The sequence below is a fragment of the Paraburkholderia lycopersici genome (genome assembly GCF_900096975.1).
Taxonomy (GTDB): domain Bacteria; phylum Pseudomonadota; class Gammaproteobacteria; order Burkholderiales; family Burkholderiaceae; genus Paraburkholderia; species Paraburkholderia lycopersici.
Genome location: NZ_FMYQ01000013.1, coordinates 55,920 through 74,646 on the forward strand (window position 1 = coordinate 55,920; position 18,727 = coordinate 74,646).

Consider the following 18,727-nt stretch of genomic DNA (forward strand, 5'->3'; position numbering starts at 1 on the left):
CGTGAGCGGCGCCTGACGGGACCGCATGCCCCATCAGGCGCCTCGCTTCAGGCGCCTTCGTCGCCGCGCTCGATCTCCCGAACCTTGCCCTGGCGCACGCTGCTGCCCGGCGGCACGCTGTGCGTGAGCCACACGTTGCCGCCGATCACCGAGCCGCGCCCTATCGTCACGCGGCCAAGAATCGTCGCGCCGGCGTAGATCACCACGTCGTCCTCGACGATCGGATGGCGCGCGTTGCCCTTCACGAGCGTGCCGTCGAGATCGGCAGCGAAACTCTTCGCGCCGAGCGTCACGGCCTGGTACAGGCGCACGCGCTCGCCGATGATCGCCGTCTCGCCGATCACGACGCCTGTGCCGTGGTCGATGAAGAAGCTCGAGCCGATCTGCGCGCCCGGGTGAATGTCGATGCCCGTCGCCGAATGCGCGATTTCGTTGATGAAGCGCGCGAGCAGCGGCACGCCGAGGCGGTGCAATGCATGCGCGAGCCGATGGTGTGTCATGGCCCATACGCCCGGATAGCACAGCAAAATCTCCGTGATGTGCTGCGCGGCCGGGTCGCCCGTGAATGCTGCCTGGATATCGCTCACGAGCAGCGCGCGTATGCCGGGCAGTTGCCTGCCGAACTCGCGCGCGACTTCGAATGCGCGCGTGCGCAGCGCGTCGTCGCTCGCCAGCGTGCTATCCGGCAGGAAACGCAACGCACGGCGAATCTGCTCGGCAAGCAGCCGCAAGGTGCTGTCGAGCGTCTGGCCGACGTAGTAGTCGATGCTCTCGTCGGTCAGGTCCGGCGCGCCGTAATGCGTGGGGAAAAGCGCGGCGCGCAGGCCGGCCACGATGTTGACGACCGCGTCGCGTGACGGCAATTCGCGAATGCCGAGCGGATGGCGCGTGCGGTGTCGCTCTTCACGCGACGCACGCAGGTCGGCGACGATCTGTTCGAGGCCCCAGTCGGGGGAAGCAGCATTGGACATGGTGATGCAGCGGCAGACGCATGGTCCGCTCAGGAGTGTATCGGCCCCAGAGATTACCGCGTTTCGCGGGAACTCGCCGAAGCGGTCCCGGCGGCAGACCGCTACGCCGCGCGCATGGTCAAAGCGTGACCGTGCTCGCGTCGATCCAGCGGACGGCCCAGTCGCGTGCATGGGCAATGGCGGCCGCTTCGTCGGAGAAACGCAAATCAGCGGGGAAAAATCGGTTGGCAACGAGTTCACCGTCGCTCGAGCGCGAAATAACCACATACGGTTGGTACGTGCCATCACCGGCGCGTGCCGGTGCGCAATTGAGCAAATAGCCGCGATGCGTAAATGCAGCGTCGAAGTGCATGTGTGTCACCCGCCCCTGACTGCCTCGTCCATTTTTTGTGGCGCGTGCATTTCAGGATCGTGCGGCAAAGCCACAGCGTGGGCCCTCGCCCGGCCCATTAATCGAAAGCACGCCAACTCGTTGAAAGAGGATCATACTCCTGGGAAAAAGGCCGAACCAACGAAAAAAATGCAACATCGCTGGAGGCGTTCTCCTGGCGAACCGGCTTGCTTTCCATCCCGATTCAAGGGTTGCGGCGCTGCAGTGGAACGGCGCTTGCTGAACCGTTGCTGAATGGTCTTCGAAGGAGGAAGCATCATGAATCGTCCCGACGACATGCACGAAACCAACGTGGAAGACGCGAACGCATCCCGGTCGCGGCCACGCAGCGCCGAACTCCACAACGACCGCACCCACGACAGTTCGGTCGACACCGACGGCAAGAATCGCGAAGCCGCGCGCCTCGCAGGCGACGGCTATATCGGCCCGGACGAGGTGACGACGAGCAATGCCTCGCTCGTCAACAGCGTGGCCGAGGCCGACGACGGCCTCGCGGGCTTCGACAGCCGCACAGGTAGCCACCGGCTGCCGTTTGCGCTGCAGTCCGGATACGAGGCCGTCGATAAGGGCATGGCCGCGCCGGAAGTGCCCGATGACGTCAACTGGCAGCTCGCCGATCCGCGCGAGCCCAACGGGCGTCGCAACCCGGGGCGCATCCACTATGCGCTCAACCACCTGCGTCCGACGCGTGTGATCGAGTTGCACCGCAAGTCCTGAGACAGGTCCGCCGTCCACGCGGTGGCGGACCGCTTCGATTATCCAGTCGTTTCTCGCGCCCTTGGCGGAATCAAACTGGATTCAGTCGAACGCAGTTAAAAGGCGAAATGAAAAACTGCGGCGAAAATCGAAAGCGGATAAATGACCGGCCATTATCCGCAGCCGCATCCGCTTTTTTCCGGCTTCGAAATGAAGCCCGGTTCTATTGGTATGGAGGGTATCGGGCAATCTCCGGCGAAAATGCGCATTCCGGCGGAGATGCGCTCTTTCTGTTCAGGATCCGCTGAAATTCTCTCCGCTGTCCCCAAAATCCGACACAAATGACCGGGCAACCCGACTGCTATGCGAACGAGGGGCAGTCACGTAGGGATTTAGTGATAAATTCTTACATCATAAGAAGCGGGGAGCGGATGCGGGGGCGTTGGCTCGCGATCTCGCCCAGCGCAGATGGAGAGTGTTGAACGTGCCTCTACATTTCATTGAGCAGATGTCACCCGTGCTCGACGCGCCCGAAGAGGCGGCGTGGTTCGGCGCGGTGGCCGAGCTCGCCAGTTCGTGGGGATTCAGCCAGGTCATGCTGGCTATCTTGCCGCGCCCGGGCATGAGGCTCGAGGACGCGTTCATCCGCACGAACTATTCCACCGCGTGGCGGCAGACGTACAACGACCACGGCATGGCATATTTCGATCCTACCGTTTCGCATTGCACAACGCGTTCGTCGCCGCTCATCTGGTCGCCGGAACTGTTTTCGAGCGAGCAGCAGCAATCCATGTATGAGGAGGCCCGCTCGTATGGGCTGCGCGCGGGCATTACTCTGCCGATCCACGGCCCGCGTCAGGAAATCGGCATGCTGTGCTTCGTCAACGACGCTAACCCGACCGACGGGTTCTGGGACGACGTGAACCGCGCGCTGCCGAATCTCGTACTGCTGCGCGATCTCGTGCTCGACACGAGCCGGCGGCACCTGAACGACCATGTCCAGTCGCTGATCCCGAAACTCACGCCGCGCGAGAAGGAATGCCTCAAGTGGACTGCGCTAGGCAAGTCCACTTGGGAGATTTCTCACATCCTGAATTGCTCTGAAGCCGTCGTGAACTTCCACATGAAGAACATTCGCGGGAAGTTCGGCGTGAACTCACGGCGTGCGGCAGCCGTGATTGCAACCCAAATGGGTCTTATTGACCCGGGCTAAGCACCATTGGTGCTTCGGGACGGCGCAGCACGCGTTCGGCGCGGCCGAGGTCGCCGTCCGAAATCGTCTTGTTGAAGTACAGCCCGAGCAAGATCGACACCGGCGGCGGGATTTCCGCGCCCGACTCGAACCGGCTGCCGCGCGACTGCGTCACGCCAAAGCGCGCCCAGAAGCGGCGTTGGCTCTCTTTCTTCTTCTTCCGGTACGCAATGATCAGGACGCGGTCGATTACCGAAGACAGATCCCCGGAAGACGAAATGGTATTCGCACCCGAGTGCCATTGATTGTCCATAAGTTCCATGATGACTCTCGCTGTCAGATATGCCTGATGAGTGACTGCCGCCGAAGTGATTCTCCTTAAGAGCCCCTACCTCCGCACCTACCTATCTAGATAGGTGTTTTTTTATATTCATAACGCATAGCTTTCGAACCGTACTGCCGCGCTTCCACACAAAACGGGAGAGTTGTCATGCAAGTTGCGATACGGATCGGACTGAGACAGGATTTCAACAACGAGGACATCAACGAGATGTACCGGTTGCGGGCACGCGTGTTCCGCGACCGGCTCGGCTGGGACATTCCCACCATCGCAGGGATGGAAATCGACGGCTACGACGCGCTCGGGCCCCATTACATGCTGATCCAGGATGGCGCGGGACAGGTGCGCGGCTGCTGGCGCATGATGCCCACCGAAGGCCCGAATATGCTGCGCGATACCTTCCCGCAGTTGCTTCATGGCAAGGCGGCGCCGGCGGCGCGCAATGTCTGGGAACTGAGCCGCTTCGCCATCGAGTCGGGCAACGATCAGGCGTTCGGCTTCGCCGACGTGACTTTGGGCGCGATGCGCGCAGTGGTTTCGTTCGCCGACCGCGCGGGCATCAGCAGCTACGTGACGGTGACCACGACGCCGATGGAGCGCCTGCTGCGCCGCACGGGCATCGAACTGGCGCGGATCGGCGCGCCGATGCGCATTGGCGTAGAGAACGCCGTCGCGCTCGAAATCGCGATGAGCCAGCAGACCCACAGCGCGCTTTTCGGGCCGATGGCGAACGCGGCCTGAGTATCGCGCCGGAGGGAAGAGAACTTACCGGCGAGGCGCGGCGGTCTTCGACGATCGTCGCGCTTTTTTGCCCGACAAATCCAAATTTGCAAGGCCACAGACCTCATGGGGTCTCATTCGACCTTGACCTCATCGGTTCGCGCCTCGCCGCTTTTCGGCGCCGAAGCACTGCGTGCGAAACGGATATGGGAAATCCGCCCCACGCATAGCGCCGCCGCCAGGGCCGCGCAGCCGGTCAGCCCGATTCCCAGGTGGATCGCGTCCACCAGCACATGGCGCACCGCATCGATCAGCGCTTCGCCGTCGAGACCCGCGGTCTTCATCTGTGCGATGAGAGTCTCGCGCAAGGCCGGGTCGATCAGCACGCGCGGGTCGGCGAGCTGAAGGTGCCAGCGCTGCCGCAACGGCGCGCCGAGGACCGCCAGCGCGTCGCCGACTCCGGCCGCATAGCGATGGTTGACGATGGTCGCCACGATGCTGGTGCCGAGCATGCCGCCCACCATGCGGGTCGATTGCAGCAAGGCGGTCGTGATGCCGAAGCGCTCGCGCCCGGCAATCTCCTGGCCAAAAATATTGAGGTTGTTCAGGATGAAGCCGAGTCCGATGCCCACCGCCGACATCGTCAGTTCGAGCCACAGGTGCGCCGTGTGCCGGGACGCGAAGGCAAGGCCGGCGGACGCCCCGACCAGCAGACTGAAACCGGCCGTGAGAATCGTCGTGGGCTTGCGCAGGCGGATCACGATGCGCGTGTTGATCAGACTGCCAAGGGCGATGCAGGCGGCAATGGGCGTCGCCAGCAGGCCGGCTTCCTGGGGCGACAGCCCAAAGCCGCCCTGCAGGAGAAGCGGCGCGAAGAAGATCAGCGAGAACATCACGAAGCCCGACAGCGTCGAGAGCGTGAACAGCGTGACGAGCTGCGGATCGCGAAAGAGGTCGAGCGGAATGATCGGGTGTGTCGCGCGGCGCTCACAGGCGAGCAGCGCCAGCGTGCAGGCGAGCACCGCCGCGGCGAGCACGGCGTTGCCGGTCGTCAGTCCGTCTTTCGGCACCGCCTCGATGAACGTCTGAAAGCCGCCCAGCACCAGCGCGACGAGCGCAGCGCCGGTCCAGTCGATGCGGACGTCGCCGGCGCGCGCCGGCCGGTAACGCGGCAGGTGTGCCCGGATGAAATAGAGGGCGAGCGCGCCGACCGGCAGATTGACGAGAAAGGTCGAGCGCCAGCCGAAGTGCTCGCTGAGCCAGCCGCCCAGCGAGGGCCCCGCTGCCGTGCCGATGCCGTAGGCTGCGGCCATCACGACCTGCCAGCGCACGCGCGCACGCGGGTCGGGAAAGAGATCGGGAATCGAGGCGAACGCCGTCCCCACCATCATGCCGCCCCCTACCCCCTGCAACGCGCGCGCCGCCGCGAGAAAACGCATGTCGGTTGCCAGTCCGCACAGCACCGAAGCCGCCGTGAACACGATCACCGCGGCGATCACGAAGCGCTTGCGGCCGAAATAATCGCCGAGCCGGCCGAACACGGGCACCGTTACGACCGAGGCCAGCAGGTAGGCACTCGCGATCCACGCGTAAAATTCGAAACCGTGGAGTTCTGCGACGATCGACGGCAACGCAGTGCTGACGACGGTCTGATCGAGCGCGACGAGCATGTTCACGAGGCCGATGCCGAGCATGGCAAGCAGCGCGTCGCGAAACGGCAGGCTGGCGGAGGAAGGTTTCACGGGGCGAAAACTGCGCGGGGCGAAAAAGACGCAACGATAGCGGTACGACGGTGTGTGCGCAACCGAACGAAAAAGCAACTGGAATCGCAGGTAACGGCACGCTATTCCGACGCAAACCCCTTGATCTTCCTTCCCGCGCCTTCCATCTTTCATACAGTCCGACTGCATATTTGCTCGCGATCCATTAAGCTTCTCGCCAGTCACGACACGCCGCGCCGGCCCCGGCAAAACATAACCAGAGGCCGCGCGATTCTCGATCCCACCAAAGAGGAGGTCTTATGTACAAACGCATCCTTGTCGCCGTCGACGGCAGCGCCACGTCGCGCCGCGCCTTCGAAGCCGCGCTGGAGCTGGCGAAGGCGATGGGCTCGACCCTGCAGCCGTATTACGTGATCGAGAACACGCCCATGTATTTCGACGCGCCCGGCTACGACCCGTCGATCCTGCGCAACCAGATGATCGCGCAGGGCAACGAACTCGCCGAAGAAATGAACAAGGCGATGCATGAGCGAGGCGTCGAAGGCGCCATGCTCACGGGCGAAGCGTCTTCGCTCGACGACGTCCCGACGCTCGTGCTCAACGCCGCGAAGACCGCGGGCGCCGATCTGATCGTGATGGGCACGCACGGCCGCCGCGGCTTCCAGCGTCTTATCCTCGGCAGCGTTGCCGAGCGCTGCGTGCGCCAATCGTCGCTGCCCGTTCTGCTCATCCCGTCCGCCGCGGGCAACGCTGCCGATACCGGCGATCAATAGCGCCCCAAAGCACCGCGTTTTCGAAATGCCGCTTGCGCTCCGTCAGGCGCCGCGCAAGCGGTGCCTGACAAGACTCAACAGCATTCATCTCAAAAGCGCGTCACTTTGCCACCAATCTGAGATTCGACCCCGGTAGACAATCCTTGGACAAAGATCAAAGGAGCGTGGCTATGCTTACCCCTACCGTCGTTTCCCATACCGTGCGCCGCGGCAACCGCACGCCCGTGGCGGCTCCGCGCACGTCCACGCGCTGCTCGGCTTGCGCGATGCGTCATTTGTGCATGCCGCAGGGCCTTACCCTCGACGACATGCCGAAACTCGAAGCGCTGATCTGCTCCGCACGCAGCGTGCGACGAGGCGAAGCCGTATATCGCGTCGGCGATCCGTTCGACAATCTCTACGTCGCGCGTTCGGGCTCGCTCATGACGGTGATGGCGCACCGCGACGGCCGCGAGCAGGTCACCGGGCTGCGGCTCGCCGGCGACCCGCTTGGCCTCGACGGCATCAGCACGGGCTTGCATACCTGTAGCGCCGTCGCGCTCGAAGACAGCTCGGTCTGCATCATTCCCTACTCGGCGCTCAAGCACATGTGCCGGGAAACCGGCGCCATGCAGGACCGGCTGCACCGCCTCATGAGCGAACAGCTCATTCGTGAGTCGTCGCAAATGATGGTGCTCGGCTCGCTTTCCGCCGACGAGCGCGTAGCCGCCTTCCTGCTGGACGTTTCCGAACGCAACGGCCAGCGCGGCTATTCGCATGCGGAATTCAACCTGCGCATGACACGGGAGGATATGGGCAGCTACCTCGGCATGACGCTCGAAACGGTGAGTCGCACCCTGTCGAAATTTCAAAAGCGCGGCCTGATCGACGCACAGGGCAAGCTCATCCGCATCATCGACCTCGAGGGCTTGCGTCACCTGTAATTCGCGGCTGTGCGCTGGAGCCCCGTCTCGGGCTCCTGGTCCGGAACCGCTCACGCCGCGCCTGGGCAGCGCGGCGTTTACGTTGGCACAACTCCTGCGCGGGGCTAAAGTTCCCAAATACGCTCACGCAAGGAGAATCGCCGAAATGCCTCTCCCGCATTCCCCCGCGCTGGCTTCGCGCCTCGCCCACGCGCGCGCCGCCAGCGACGCCCTCTTCGACGTCGTCAAGCCCGAGTTTCTCTATGAGCGGCCGATTCGCGAGCGTCACCGCATTGTGTTTTACATCGGCCATCTGGAAGCGTTCGACCGCAACCTCTTCGACAAGCGCCTGTTCGACCTGCCTTCGTCCGATGCGCGCCTCGATCGGTTGTTTGCGTTCGGCATCGACCCCGTCGATGGCGGGTTGCCGACCGACACGCCCGCCGACTGGCCCGCGCTCGCCGAAGTCCATGCCTACGGCCGCGATGCGCGCAGGCGCATCGACGAACAACTTTTGGCGCTCGACCTGCCGCCCGATGTTTCGAACCACGACACGCCAGGACAGCTATTGAACGTGGCAATCGAGCACCGGCTGATGCACGTCGAAACGCTCGCTTACATGCTCCACCAGCTACCGTTCGAGCAAAAACACGTACCCGACGCGCCGTCCGCGCGCGCCGGTCATCTTTATGCCGTGGAGCCCGGGATGGTGCACGTGCCCGCGGGCCGCACGGAACTCGGCATGACCGCAGAGCGCGGCGTATTCGGCTGGGACAACGAATTCGGCGAGCAGCAGGTAGACGTGCCGGCGTTCGAGATCGACCGCTATATGACAACGAACGGCGAGTTTCTCGAATTCGTCGAGGATGGCGGATATCGCAGGCGCGACCTCTGGAACGCCGCGGACTGGGCATGGAAGCAAAGCACCGGGATCGAGCATCCGGTGTTCTGGTTGCGCGGACCCGAAAGCTGGCGACTGCGCACGATGTTCGAAGACATTGCGCTGCCACTCGCGTGGCCCGTCTACGTGAGCCACGCCGAAGCGAGCGCCTTTGCCCGCTGGCGCGGCGTCAAGTTGCCGAGCGAAGCGCAATGGCAGCGCGCGGCGCATGGCGCGTTGCCGGGCCGAACCGACAATTTCGATTTTCGCGACTGGAACCCGGTGGCAGTGGACGCGACGCCGGACAGCGTCAGCACGTGGGGCGTGGAAGGCCTGTATGGCAACGGCTGGGAATGGACGTCGACGCTTTTCGGGCCGTTGCCGGACTTTAAGGCGTTTCCGTTCTACGAAGGCTATTCGGCGAACTTCTTCGACGGTCAACACTATTTAATGAAAGGCGGCTCGCCACGCACGGCGCACTGCATGCTGCGGCCGACCTTCCGTAACTGGTTTCAGCCGCGCTACCAGTATGTTTATGCGGGCTTCCGCTGCGTGAGGGATTGGTAAATAAGGCATAAGTCGAGGCCGTTGGAGCGCTTATGCTTTATTGCTCCCCCCTCACGGAGCCCGGGGAGTGTCATGCTTATGGTCATGGCTGACGAACTGGACAACGACACCCCGCCGATTAAGCCCGAGAAAAACATCCCGTCTACTGGAATTGCACCCCCAGGGTGTTCTTGTAGATCCGACCGTCCTTCATGATGATCCGCATGTTCTTCTGCGGGTCTGCGATCAGGGCTACGTCATCCAGCGGATTGCCTTCGACGACCAGAAGATCGGCAAACGCGCCCGGCCGGATCACGCCCAATTCCCCAGGATAAGGATTGCGCGAGCCAGACAAGCCGAGAAGCTCGGCATTGCGGCTGGTGCCAAGCCGCAGGACGTCGACGTTCTCGAACCAGCGCGCCAGTTTCGAAAGCTGCCTGCCTTGCGTCGAAGCACCCGCGGGATTGAACAGAACGTCGGTTCCCCACGCCATTTTCACGTCGTGCTTTTGACCAAGTTCAAAGGCGCGCACCGTTCCTTCCGCGATGGCCTTCTGCTGAAGCCGCTGCGCTTCCGTTGCCTTCGGATTCGCATCCTCGTCGGCCAGAAAAGGTTGCAGACTCCACCATGCGCCGGCATCGGCCATCCTGCGCGCCGTCTCCTCATCCGCAAGCTGGCCGTGTTCGATGGACCTCACGCCGCACGACAAGGCGCGGCGGATGCCCGCCGATGTATAGACGTGGGCACAAACATAGGTTCCCCAATCCGATGCCGCCGTCACCGCGGCTCGCATTTCCTCTTCGGTGTACTGGATGGAATCGAGCGGATCGAACATCGACGACACGCCGCCACCCGCCATGATCTTGATCTGGCTGGCGCCGAGCATCAGTTGTTCGCGCACCCGTTTCAGAATTTCGGGCACGCCGTCGGCAATCGACGATATGCCGGCCGCCTCTGCCGCGCTCAGCGAGCACAGCGCCGTGCGCGGCAACTCCCGGCGGCTGCGGAAGTCGCCATGTCCGGACGTCTGCGAAATCATCGCGCCCGAAGGAAAGATGCGCGGCCCGGCAATGCGATGCTCGTCGATTGCCCGTTTCAACGCGAAGGAGGGACCGCCCACGTCGCGGACCGTGGTGAAGCCGCGCAGGATCGTTCGTTCGGCCTCCTGCGCCGCCAGAAGGTAGACGTAGGTGATGTCGGCTGTCATCGCCACGTCGAGCGGAACGGCGGCGAGAATGGAATGCCAGTGCGCGTCGATCAGTCCCGGCATGATGACGTGCCCCGCACAGTCGATCACCCGCGCATCGCCACCCCCTTGCCCGGCGGGCAGCAGATCCTCGATGAGGTTGCCCGCGACGATCACGTCGGTTCCCTCGATCAGCTTGCCGGACACTCCGTCGAAGATCCGCGCACCGCTCAGAACAATGCGACGCGCCGCATTCCGGGCGAGAGCCGCGTCGGCCGGATCGGTCGAGCTGCGGTTGCCCGCTCCGAACGCGGCATCGAGGTCTTGAGCGAACGAGCGGCGCGAGACCGCCTCGCTGACGCGACGGCAAACCTCATGCGTCGCAGCGCTTTGACAACCGCACCCGAAGCGATACCTCAAACCCCGACTTTCATCGCCATACCTGTCTGCCATTTTGTTCTCCGCGGTTTGCAGAATGCACTACCGCCGCGGCGTGCGGCGCTGGTGCAGTGGTCATTCAATATACATGACTGCGCATTTCAAGGCATTGCGTCCTACAGAAATATCTCTGCCCTGAATTCGCATAAACAAATCGTTCGATTCCGAAAAATTACAAAATCCTTGCAATGCAGAAGAAATGCGCCTATTCTAATTTCAACCGGGGCAATCAATTAATCGCAATATCCCGGTTTCCTTAATCAACATTTTATCCGTGAGGCTCGTTTTATATGTACAGCCACTAATTGCAATCGCCTGGCAAGCAGTTTTGATTGCCGCGATGCACCTCACATAGCGGAGGTTTTCATGGCACGCCGTTCGATCGTCCTACATCGTGTACTAGCCACGTCCCTGCTCCTCATGTGCTCCGCCGGGAGCGTCCACGCCAGTGGCGTCATTCATTTCCGCGGCATGATTGTCGAGCCGCCATGCTCGCTGAGCGCACACGGCGAGGCAGACCAGATGCAGATCAGGACCACATGCCCTCGTCCGGCTGCGGGAAAGGTCGCTCTCGTCGATACGTCGAACCACGTCCCACTACGTAATTTCAGGTTGACCTCGCAGTCTCAACCGATCGATTTGACGGCTGTCGATAATACCGGCAATCGCTCGGGAATAACCGCCATCGTGACTTATCGGTAACCAGTTGATTTTCGCGTGTCAATCCGGATATGCCTTGATTCACTCTCCCGATTAATCGGAAATCGAATTGATTTCGACCATTTCCCGGATTGACGCGGCGATTTAAGTTCAGGTATCGAAAGCACGATCTGCATTGATTTAATCACGCACATTGTCTTGACCGATTTTCTCGCCATGCGCCATTTGTCCGAGTGCGTGGGCGACGCATTCCCGCAGCCCGGCCAGCGCCTGCAGCAACTCGCCATCCGCGTCGTCCGGATCGTCGCCGAGTAACGTCTCCAGTCGCACGCACGCGCCGACCACGTCCTCGACGTGAAGCATCGCGAAGCCGCCCTTGATCGAATGAACCTGCGACGCGATGGTTTCCCAGTCGCCCTGCGCCATCGCGCTCGTCAGGACATCAAGCGATTTCGCGGTCTGCTGTTCCAGTATCGCGCGCAGCCTGTCCGGCAACACCGGGGCCGCCCGCCCCGCCTCGGCCTCGATCGCCGCGGCAGCCTTCGGATCGGCGGCGAGCCGCAGATGCCGCCGCACCGTCGCATCGATCGATGCGAGCGACATTGGCTTGAGCAGCACGCCCGATATTCCCGCGTCGCGAAAGCGCTGCGTGTCGGCAGCGGTGACGTCGGCCGTGATGGCGATGATCGGCGTACGCGCCCCCTGGCTGCGCAGGCAGCGGGCGAACGCGTAGCCATCCATCACCGGCATGCCGAGGTCGGTCAGCACGAGGTCGTAGTGTCGCTCGTTGAAACTGCGCAGCGCGGCGAGACCGTTCTCCACGATGTCGCTCGTATAGCCCAGCGCGTCGAACTGGTCGCGGATCAGCCCGCGGTTCACCTCGTCGTCCTCCGCGACGAGTACGCGGATACCGCGCATGTCGGTCCCGTCGTCCGCCGACTGCGACGCGGCTTCCTGAACGGCCGCCGCATCGTCGTTGTGCGGCAGCGGCAGCGTCACCGTGAAGACACTGCCTTGCCCCACCTCGCTGCTCACGTCGATCGTGCCGCCCATCGCGCCGGCAATGCGCCTGCAGAGCGCGAGCCCCAGCCCCGTGCCGCCGAAACGTCGCGCAATCGACGCGTCGGTCTGATCGAACGCGTCGAACACACGCGTCAGACGGTCCGCCGGAATGCCGATGCCCGTATCGGTCACGCGGATCACGAGTGGCGGCGTCGCGCCGCCCTCGCCCGCGCGCACGTCGATCGAGACGCTGCCCCGGTCCGTGAACTTGATCGCGTTGCCGAGCAGGTTCGCGACGATCTGCCGCACCCGCCCAGGATCGCCGACATATCGCGGCGGCAACGCGGGATCGATCGCGCAGGTGATCGCCAGCCCCTTGCGCTGCGCGAGCGGCATGAACATGGCAACCGCTTCCCGAACGAGCCCGGCCGCGTCGAAGCAGAGCGACTCGAAACTCATTTCGCCGGCTTCGACTTTCGAGAAATCGAGGATGTCGTTGAGGACCTGCAGCAAGGCCCGCGACGACGACGCGACGGTCCGCACGCGCGCTGCGACCGGGGCGGCCTGCGGCAGCCGTTCGAGCAGTTCGAGATGACCTAGGATCGCGTTCAGCGGCGTGCGGATTTCGTGACTCATCGTCGCGAGGAAGGCGCTTTTCGCGGCATTCGCGCTGTCCGCCGCCCGCTTTGCGGCGCTCAGTTCGCGCGCCAGTTGCCGCTCGGCGGTGACGTCCGACAGCGCCGCCACGACGACGGGCTGCCCCTGATACCAGGACGGCGTCAGCTTCGCGGCGATGTCGATGGTGGTCCCGTCTCCGGTCCGCAGGTGCAGTTCGACATCGGACGTCGTCGCCACACGGTCGCGCGACACCTCGAAGGCGGCAGGCGCCCGCTGCCTGAGCACGTCGCCGATCAGCGCGTCACCGGTCGGCGCGACGCGCTTCTCCAGCGCCTGCATGTGCGCGCTCTCCAGCAGCACGGCGCGGCTGCTCGCGTTGACGAGCGCCAGGCCGACCGGCACGGTTTCGATCAGCGTGCGGCTCAAATGCTCGCTCTCGAACACGCGCTCCGATCGATCGAACAGCGGCGCGAGGATCTTGCGGTTGAACAGCAGAACGAAAGTCCACAACAGGACGACGGCAAGCCCCGTGGCGAAGGCGACTCCCGCGACATCGCGCGCCACGCGGGCGGCCATGACGCGACCGGGCAGCACGTAGGCGAGTGTCCAGCCGGTGTCGCCGAGCGGCGCGCAGATCAACAGATTGCCGCTGTGGAACAGATCCGTGACGCCGCCTTGAACAGCCGCAGCGGGCCTGGCGCAATGCGCCATCAGGAATGCCTTCTCCGCCGGATCCAACGGACTGGACGCGCTGCCCGTCACCGGACCGAAGCGTTCGTCGAGCACCCGGTAAGCGCCGGAAAACGTACCGGGCTCGAGGCGGTCGATCAATCGCGCCGGACTGAATACGCCCCCAACCACGCCGAACGGGCGGCCATCCGCGATCACGAGCGCGAGGATGCGGAACAGCGATTTACCGGTGAGCGGATCGATCTGCGGACGCAGCCAGCGTAGCCGCCGGTCGCCGCGCTGCCGCGCGGCGGTCCATGAACCGAGGTCCGTCAGCCCTGTCTCGTAATAGTCCGACAGCCGTGCCATCTCAGCGGCGCCGCCCCGCGCCCGCAATGCCGACGGCGCGGGCAGCGGGCTGATCGCGACCATGGACGCCGCTGGTGTCACGAGGTAACCGCTGAGCCCCCACGGAAGCCCGACGGCGTCATTCATCGTCTTCACCAGGTTGTTGCCCGAGCCGGCAATGCCCCGTGCGACGGCGAGGAAGCGGCCAATCGCCTCGCCGTTCCCGCTTTCCTCGCGAGGAGCCAGCCGGAGGACCCACGCGCCGCCGGAGTCGGCCCCTGCGGGAAGCACTAGCTGCCCGCCCTGCGCTTCGAACGTCCTCGCGTCGGCAGCATCCCCCTTGCCGGCGCCCTTCGACACGGTCTCGACGCCCGCCGCCACGATGCGCACGCGGGTTTCGCTCGCCGAGACCATATCTGTGACGCGTCCCCAATCGCGCCGGAACGTCTGCCGCTCGTCATTCAGATCCTCTCGCACGTAGCCGACGAGACTCAACACGAACGCCAGCACGATGAAGAGCGTCAGCACCGCCGCCCCCATGAACAGGACGATTCGCTGATGGGCGCGGAAGCGCGCAAGCAGATTGGGCCGGGATGGTGGGCGCATGGCTCGGGGTTATCAGGCACGCTTTTGCAGCCGGGACGGGTACGCCCGCGGCTTGGACGCGCCTTGGCGGCTCGCGGCCCGCAAGCGGCGCATGATACCTGGCCGGTTGGCGATCGATTCCCGATGAATCAATTGTCCGGGTATGATCCGAATCTGACATCGTAACGAAACGAAAGGCCGGCTTCGCGGGCCCCGAAATCGTAATTGGCATATATGCATGGCGGGGAACCCGTGAGCGCCGGAAACCAGTTTTCGATAAAAGTCGTGATCGCAGATGACCATCCTACCGTACTGGGTGGACTTGTTCATACGCTGGAGCCAGTCGGCACGATACAGATCGTCGCAATCTGTCATAACTCGACCGAATTGATTGCCGCGCTCAGGACTCAGCCCTGCGACGTGATCGTCTCCGACTACGCCATGCCGGGCGGCGAATACAGCGACGGACTTGCGCTCTTCGAATACCTGCGGCGCAATTTCCCGAAAGTCGGCATTGTCGCCCTCACGGTCATGGACAGCCCCGCGGTCATCCGCGCGCTCATCGCGGCGGGCGTAACCACCATTCTGAGCAAGTCCGACGCAACCGGTCATATCATCACGGCGATCCATAGCAGTTACGCCGGCGGTTCCTATTTGTCGCCCACCATCGAGCAGGTCGTGAATAACGGCGAGCCCCGCGCTAACCAACAGCCCCTTTCGCCGCGCGAACTTGAGGTAGCGCGGTTGTTCGCTTCGGGACTTTCGATGACGGAAATCGCAAAACGACTGAATCGCAGCAAACAGACGGTCAGCACGCAGAAGACCATGGCCATGCGAAAGCTCGGCGTGGCGAACGACGTCGAGCTCATCCGCTACGCTATCGAAAGCGGACTGATCGCTTCCCCGCAGACCTCCGACGCGCCCAAAGACAAGTAGGTGCCCGTTCCTCTTTCGCCGCCGCGCCCCTCCTGATCGGCATCCCACATCGCAATGGCTTTCGGCCGATTCGCATGCGGCTTGATATTCCAATGCATTAGCTTCACTTTCATACAAGTACTATTAAACGGCGACGAAATAACTTACTTGTATGATATCTGTGATTTAACGAATTTTTATAAACTCGTTCTCGTCGCTGTTCTAACGGCACGGGGCCTCGGGTCGAATCCGTCCCGACAACTCACCCAAAGCGCGTGAACATTGGCGGCGAGAGCGCAATACCCGAGCGAACCGACGCCTGGAACGCGATCTGGTTGCAAAAATGCCAGGTCTACCGTTTGGAGCCATGGGTACCCGGCCCCGTATCGCGCACCGCATCATTCAACGGTACGATTTCATGAACTATTTCTCCATCCGCGTTGCAATTGCCGACGATCATCCAGCAGTTCTTATCGGACTGCAGCAAATCCTGGAGAACGCGGGCCAAATAAACCTTATCGGTGCTTGCCGAAATTCAACCGAGCTCGTCGAGCTGTTGCAGCACGTACCGTGCGATGTCGTAATCTGCGAATTCACGATGCCCGAAGGCAAATATCGCGATGGCTTGGGGCTCTTCGGTTATCTGCAGCGGAAATTCCCCGACCTGGGAATCGTCGTACTGACGACGATGAACAATCCCGCCGTCATGCGCACCCTAGCGTCCCAAGACAATCTATCGGTAGTCAGCAAGGCCGACGCAACCGGCCATATTATCACTGCGGTTCATGCCACCTTTGCGGGCGGGACACATCATTCGCCGACTGTCAGATCGATTGTCTCGAACGTACATAGCGGTTCAATCGATGCGGTTATCGAGCTGTCTCCGAAAGAAGCCGAGGTTATGAGGCTATTCGCGTCAGGCAATACCGTCACCGACATCGCCGCCTATCTGAAGCGCAGCAAGCAGACAATCAGCTCGCACAAGCGAAGCGCGATGCGCAAGTTCGGCGCATCCAATGACATGGAGCTTATCTCGTTCATTTTGAACGGAAGGCGTGAGATCCCGCCGCCAGACATCCATGTAGAAAGTGCCTCGACTGCGCTTACGACGCATTCTGACCTCAACGCGAGGTGATCTGGCCAGCTGCGCCGCGTTGGCATCACCGGTCGCCAGAGAATGGGTCGGACGAGTCCGGGACAAAATACAAAAATAACTTCGACCTTTATGCGATACGTCTAGTTGTCAGCGCAACATTTCGCTCATCGCGGCAACTCGTTGCGGATTGGCTCGCCATCGTGTCCATATGCGAAAGCACCGCTTTGGCGAGCCGCCGTAAAGGCTTCCCACCTACCACCCACATGACCTGTCAGCGCTGCTACGGCCTTCACAAGCATAGAACGCGCCTGATTGTAGTGATTTAGTACTAGTACGACAGCCTCGCACCGCCGTTTCGTCGCCATCCGATATCCCGGAGAAGCTTAATTTGTCAAAATTATCTTGGTCGGGCGCAGTGATATCGAAGCGATCCGTCACGCCTCCTCGCGAGTTAACTTCACTCTACAAATAGTTTCGTAAAAGGTAAACCAAATATGAAAATCAAACTGAATCATATCTTCAAGTCGTTGGCAGTACTATCGATTTCGGCTGCGGGTTCCGCTGCCATGGCTGCGGACGGCGGCACGATCACCTTCAACGGCAATGTGAGTGCAACCACTTGCACGATCAACGCAGGCGGTGGCGCAACCGGCAGCGGCGGCGACATGACGGTGACGCTGCCGAGCGTCTCGGCCAGCATGTTGGGCGCAAGCGGCGCCACCGCAGGGCGCACGCCGTTTTCGATCATCCTGAGCGGCTGCTCGGGCTCCGCGACCCAGGTATCGACCTTTTTCGCGAACGGCACGCTGGTCGACCAGACGACCGGGCAGCTTATCCTCGACTCGACCTCCGGCGCGAAGAACGTCGAAATCTCCCTGCTGGGCGAGTCGCAGGCTCCGATTGTGGTCGGCGCGCCCAATGGGCAACAGAACTCGCAGCTGGTGACGCTCAACAGCAGCGGCCCCACCACGCTGAAATACTTCGCGCAGTACATCGGCACCGGCAAGACGGTGACTCCGGGTTCTGTGAGTTCGCAGGTTTCATATTCGCTGACTTATCAATAACGCAGCAACTTGCCGGACGGCCATACGGGTCTGGCGCACACACCAGGCGGCTCCGCTTATGGAAACCGCCTGGCCAATCCACCAACCAGAAAGGAAAAGCAAATGAGTCGCTGGATATCAAAAGTACTCGCCATGCTGGCTCTGAACGCAATCGTTCTGGGCGGTCTGGCCCATGCAAGCGTGGTCATCACCGGCACGCGCGTCATTTTTCCTGGTGCCAGCCGCGAAGTAAGCGTCAAGCTCGACAATGACGGAAAGGCGCCTGCACTGGTTCAGGCATGGATGGATACGGGCAACGAAAAAGCCGCTCCGGAGTCGATCAAGGTGCCGTTCGTGCTAACGCCGTCGATATTCCGCCTCGATCCCGGCAAAGGCCAGACGCTGCGCATGGTTTATACCGGCGAGCCGCTACCCGCAGACAAGGAGTCGCTGTTCTGGCTGAATGTCCTGGAGATCCCGCCCAAGGCCCGCAGCGACGATGGAACGAACAAGATCCAGTTGGCATTCCGTTCGCGAATCAAGGTGATGTACCGGCCGGCCGGACTGCCCGGAAGCGCTGAGGATGCCCCGAAGCAACTGCGGTGGGAAATCGTGCACCGCGATGGCACCAAAGGTTACGAATTGGCGGTATCGAATCCCAGTTCGTACGTAGTGAACCTGGGCAGCGTCGAGCTTGAGGCAGCCGGACGTAAGCACGAGATCGAACCCCAGTACGTTCCCGCCAAGGACTCGATTTACTTTCCGATTCCGGGGCTCACCACGGTTCCCGCGAACGGCGCCACCGTAACGTACAGCAGCATCGACGACTGGGGATTGATACGTCCTGCGACGCCGGCCCAGGTCATCAGCAACGGCACGCTTCACTGAGCCGCATCAAGCCAGAGCCGTTGGCCTAGCCCCTTTCCGCTTCACCGATTCGTCCTTGCCGGCGCTGAACGCGCCCGGCAGGCGGGTGTTCGTCCGCTGCTCGGCAATACGGAGCGCATCGCCTTCCACCCGACTTACCAGTCTCAA

Annotated in this window: 17 protein-coding genes; 11 read left to right on the plus strand and 6 right to left on the minus strand. The window is 62.4% G+C overall.

The window, feature by feature from the left end; all coding sequences use genetic code 11:
• Nucleotides 1-47: 47 nt before the first annotated feature.
• Nucleotides 48-971 carry a serine O-acetyltransferase EpsC gene (epsC, locus tag BLU17_RS34260; RefSeq protein ID WP_091998013.1) on the minus strand — a complete coding sequence of 308 codons (924 nt, stop codon included), beginning with the start codon at nucleotides 969-971 and terminating at the stop codon, nucleotides 48-50.
• Nucleotides 972-1,089: 118 nt separating this feature from the next.
• Nucleotides 1,090-1,323, minus strand: coding sequence for a hypothetical protein (locus BLU17_RS15730; RefSeq protein ID WP_091998016.1), 234 nt, complete (start codon nucleotides 1,321-1,323; stop codon nucleotides 1,090-1,092).
• 315 nt (nucleotides 1,324-1,638) lie between these two features.
• Here BLU17_RS15730 and BLU17_RS15735 point away from each other — a divergent pair, with 315 nt between their 5' ends.
• The 3 genes from BLU17_RS15735 to BLU17_RS15740 all read left to right on the plus strand — a co-directional run bounded on the left by BLU17_RS15735 (nucleotide 1,639) and on the right by BLU17_RS15740 (nucleotide 3,271).
• Nucleotides 1,639-2,079: a DUF3005 domain-containing protein gene (locus BLU17_RS15735; protein WP_091998206.1), complete on the plus strand. Its 441-nt coding sequence runs from the start codon at nucleotides 1,639-1,641 to the stop codon at nucleotides 2,077-2,079.
• A gap of 141 nt (nucleotides 2,080-2,220) precedes the next feature.
• Nucleotides 2,221-2,403, plus strand: a complete 183-nt coding sequence (locus BLU17_RS32410; protein ID WP_143189264.1) for a hypothetical protein — start codon at nucleotides 2,221-2,223, stop codon at nucleotides 2,401-2,403.
• 163 nt (nucleotides 2,404-2,566) lie between these two features.
• Entirely contained in the window at nucleotides 2,567-3,271 is a 705-nt protein-coding gene (locus BLU17_RS15740; protein ID WP_091998018.1) for a helix-turn-helix transcriptional regulator, read from the plus strand.
• On the opposite strand, the gene BLU17_RS15745 is transcribed toward BLU17_RS15740, so the two are convergent.
• Entirely contained in the window at nucleotides 3,255-3,572 is a 318-nt protein-coding gene (locus BLU17_RS15745; protein WP_218137020.1) for a helix-turn-helix domain-containing protein, read from the minus strand. The genes BLU17_RS15740 and BLU17_RS15745 overlap by 17 nt on opposite strands.
• Nucleotides 3,573-3,740: 168 nt before the next feature.
• Here BLU17_RS15745 and BLU17_RS15750 point away from each other — a divergent pair, with 168 nt between their 5' ends.
• A complete protein-coding gene (locus BLU17_RS15750) occupies nucleotides 3,741-4,331 on the plus strand; it encodes an acyl-homoserine-lactone synthase (protein WP_091998020.1) in 591 nt (196 codons plus the stop codon).
• 113 nt (nucleotides 4,332-4,444) lie between these two features.
• Here BLU17_RS15750 and BLU17_RS15755 read toward each other — a convergent pair whose 3' ends face one another.
• Nucleotides 4,445-6,004, minus strand: a complete 1,560-nt coding sequence (locus BLU17_RS15755) for an MFS transporter (RefSeq protein ID WP_091998210.1) — start codon at nucleotides 6,002-6,004, stop codon at nucleotides 4,445-4,447.
• A gap of 326 nt (nucleotides 6,005-6,330) precedes the next feature.
• Between BLU17_RS15755 and BLU17_RS15760 the strand changes: the two genes are divergently transcribed.
• The 3 genes from BLU17_RS15760 (at nucleotide 6,331) to BLU17_RS15770 (ending at nucleotide 9,153) form a co-directional block, all read left to right on the plus strand.
• Nucleotides 6,331-6,804: a universal stress protein gene (locus tag BLU17_RS15760; RefSeq protein ID WP_091998022.1), complete on the plus strand. Its 474-nt coding sequence runs from the start codon at nucleotides 6,331-6,333 to the stop codon at nucleotides 6,802-6,804.
• A 170-nt stretch (nucleotides 6,805-6,974) separates the two neighbouring features.
• Entirely contained in the window at nucleotides 6,975-7,727 is a 753-nt protein-coding gene (locus BLU17_RS15765; RefSeq protein ID WP_091998024.1) for a helix-turn-helix domain-containing protein, read from the plus strand.
• Between the two features lie 145 nt (nucleotides 7,728-7,872).
• Nucleotides 7,873-9,153: an SUMF1/EgtB/PvdO family nonheme iron enzyme gene (locus tag BLU17_RS15770; RefSeq protein ID WP_091998026.1), complete on the plus strand. Its 1,281-nt coding sequence runs from the start codon at nucleotides 7,873-7,875 to the stop codon at nucleotides 9,151-9,153.
• 142 nt (nucleotides 9,154-9,295) lie between these two features.
• On the opposite strand, the gene BLU17_RS15775 is transcribed toward BLU17_RS15770, so the two are convergent.
• A complete protein-coding gene (locus BLU17_RS15775; protein WP_091998028.1) occupies nucleotides 9,296-10,771 on the minus strand; it encodes a metal-dependent hydrolase family protein in 1,476 nt (491 codons plus the stop codon).
• Nucleotides 10,772-11,596: 825 nt separating this feature from the next.
• Nucleotides 11,597-14,659, minus strand: a complete 3,063-nt coding sequence (locus BLU17_RS15785) for an ATP-binding protein (protein ID WP_245746880.1) — start codon at nucleotides 14,657-14,659, stop codon at nucleotides 11,597-11,599.
• Between the two features lie 231 nt (nucleotides 14,660-14,890).
• Here BLU17_RS15785 and BLU17_RS15790 point away from each other — a divergent pair, with 231 nt between their 5' ends.
• The 4 genes from BLU17_RS15790 to BLU17_RS15805 all read left to right on the plus strand — a co-directional run bounded on the left by BLU17_RS15790 (nucleotide 14,891) and on the right by BLU17_RS15805 (nucleotide 18,580).
• A complete protein-coding gene (locus BLU17_RS15790) occupies nucleotides 14,891-15,574 on the plus strand; it encodes a response regulator (protein WP_483874360.1) in 684 nt (227 codons plus the stop codon).
• Nucleotides 15,575-15,971: 397 nt separating this feature from the next.
• Nucleotides 15,972-16,688 (plus strand): response regulator, encoded by a 717-nt coding sequence (locus tag BLU17_RS15795; RefSeq protein WP_091998214.1) that lies wholly within the window; start codon nucleotides 15,972-15,974, stop codon nucleotides 16,686-16,688.
• Between the two features lie 527 nt (nucleotides 16,689-17,215).
• Complete coding sequence (locus tag BLU17_RS15800; protein WP_245746881.1) at nucleotides 17,216-17,713, plus strand: fimbrial protein; 498 nt, start codon at nucleotides 17,216-17,218, stop codon at nucleotides 17,711-17,713.
• A 102-nt stretch (nucleotides 17,714-17,815) separates the two neighbouring features.
• Nucleotides 17,816-18,580: a fimbrial biogenesis chaperone gene (locus BLU17_RS15805; RefSeq protein WP_091998036.1), complete on the plus strand. Its 765-nt coding sequence runs from the start codon at nucleotides 17,816-17,818 to the stop codon at nucleotides 18,578-18,580.
• Nucleotides 18,581-18,727 lie beyond the last annotated feature (147 nt).

Bases quoted from the DNA above. Each gene is read 5' to 3' on its own strand.
- epsC (WP_091998013.1), bottom strand. From the start codon at position 971: ATGTCCAATGCTGCTTCCCCCGACTGGGGCCTCGAACAGATCGTCGCC.
- BLU17_RS15730 (WP_091998016.1), bottom strand. From the start codon at position 1,323: ATGCACTTCGACGCTGCATTTACGCATCGCGGCTATTTGCTCAATTGC.
- BLU17_RS15735 (WP_091998206.1), top strand. From the start codon at position 1,639: ATGCACGAAACCAACGTGGAAGACGCGAACGCATCCCGGTCGCGGCCA.
- BLU17_RS32410 (WP_143189264.1), top strand. From the start codon at position 2,221: ATGACCGGCCATTATCCGCAGCCGCATCCGCTTTTTTCCGGCTTCGAA.
- BLU17_RS15740 (WP_091998018.1), top strand. From the start codon at position 2,567: ATGTCACCCGTGCTCGACGCGCCCGAAGAGGCGGCGTGGTTCGGCGCG.
- BLU17_RS15745 (WP_218137020.1), bottom strand. From the start codon at position 3,572: ATGGAACTTATGGACAATCAATGGCACTCGGGTGCGAATACCATTTCG.
- BLU17_RS15750 (WP_091998020.1), top strand. From the start codon at position 3,741: ATGCAAGTTGCGATACGGATCGGACTGAGACAGGATTTCAACAACGAG.
- BLU17_RS15755 (WP_091998210.1), bottom strand. From the start codon at position 6,004: ATGCTCGGCATCGGCCTCGTGAACATGCTCGTCGCGCTCGATCAGACC.
- BLU17_RS15760 (WP_091998022.1), top strand. From the start codon at position 6,331: ATGTACAAACGCATCCTTGTCGCCGTCGACGGCAGCGCCACGTCGCGC.
- BLU17_RS15765 (WP_091998024.1), top strand. From the start codon at position 6,975: ATGCTTACCCCTACCGTCGTTTCCCATACCGTGCGCCGCGGCAACCGC.
- BLU17_RS15770 (WP_091998026.1), top strand. From the start codon at position 7,873: ATGCCTCTCCCGCATTCCCCCGCGCTGGCTTCGCGCCTCGCCCACGCG.
- BLU17_RS15775 (WP_091998028.1), bottom strand. From the start codon at position 10,771: ATGGCAGACAGGTATGGCGATGAAAGTCGGGGTTTGAGGTATCGCTTC.
- BLU17_RS15785 (WP_245746880.1), bottom strand. From the start codon at position 14,659: ATGCGCCCACCATCCCGGCCCAATCTGCTTGCGCGCTTCCGCGCCCAT.
- BLU17_RS15795 (WP_091998214.1), top strand. From the start codon at position 15,972: ATGAACTATTTCTCCATCCGCGTTGCAATTGCCGACGATCATCCAGCA.
- BLU17_RS15800 (WP_245746881.1), top strand. From the start codon at position 17,216: ATGGCTGCGGACGGCGGCACGATCACCTTCAACGGCAATGTGAGTGCA.
- BLU17_RS15805 (WP_091998036.1), top strand. From the start codon at position 17,816: ATGAGTCGCTGGATATCAAAAGTACTCGCCATGCTGGCTCTGAACGCA.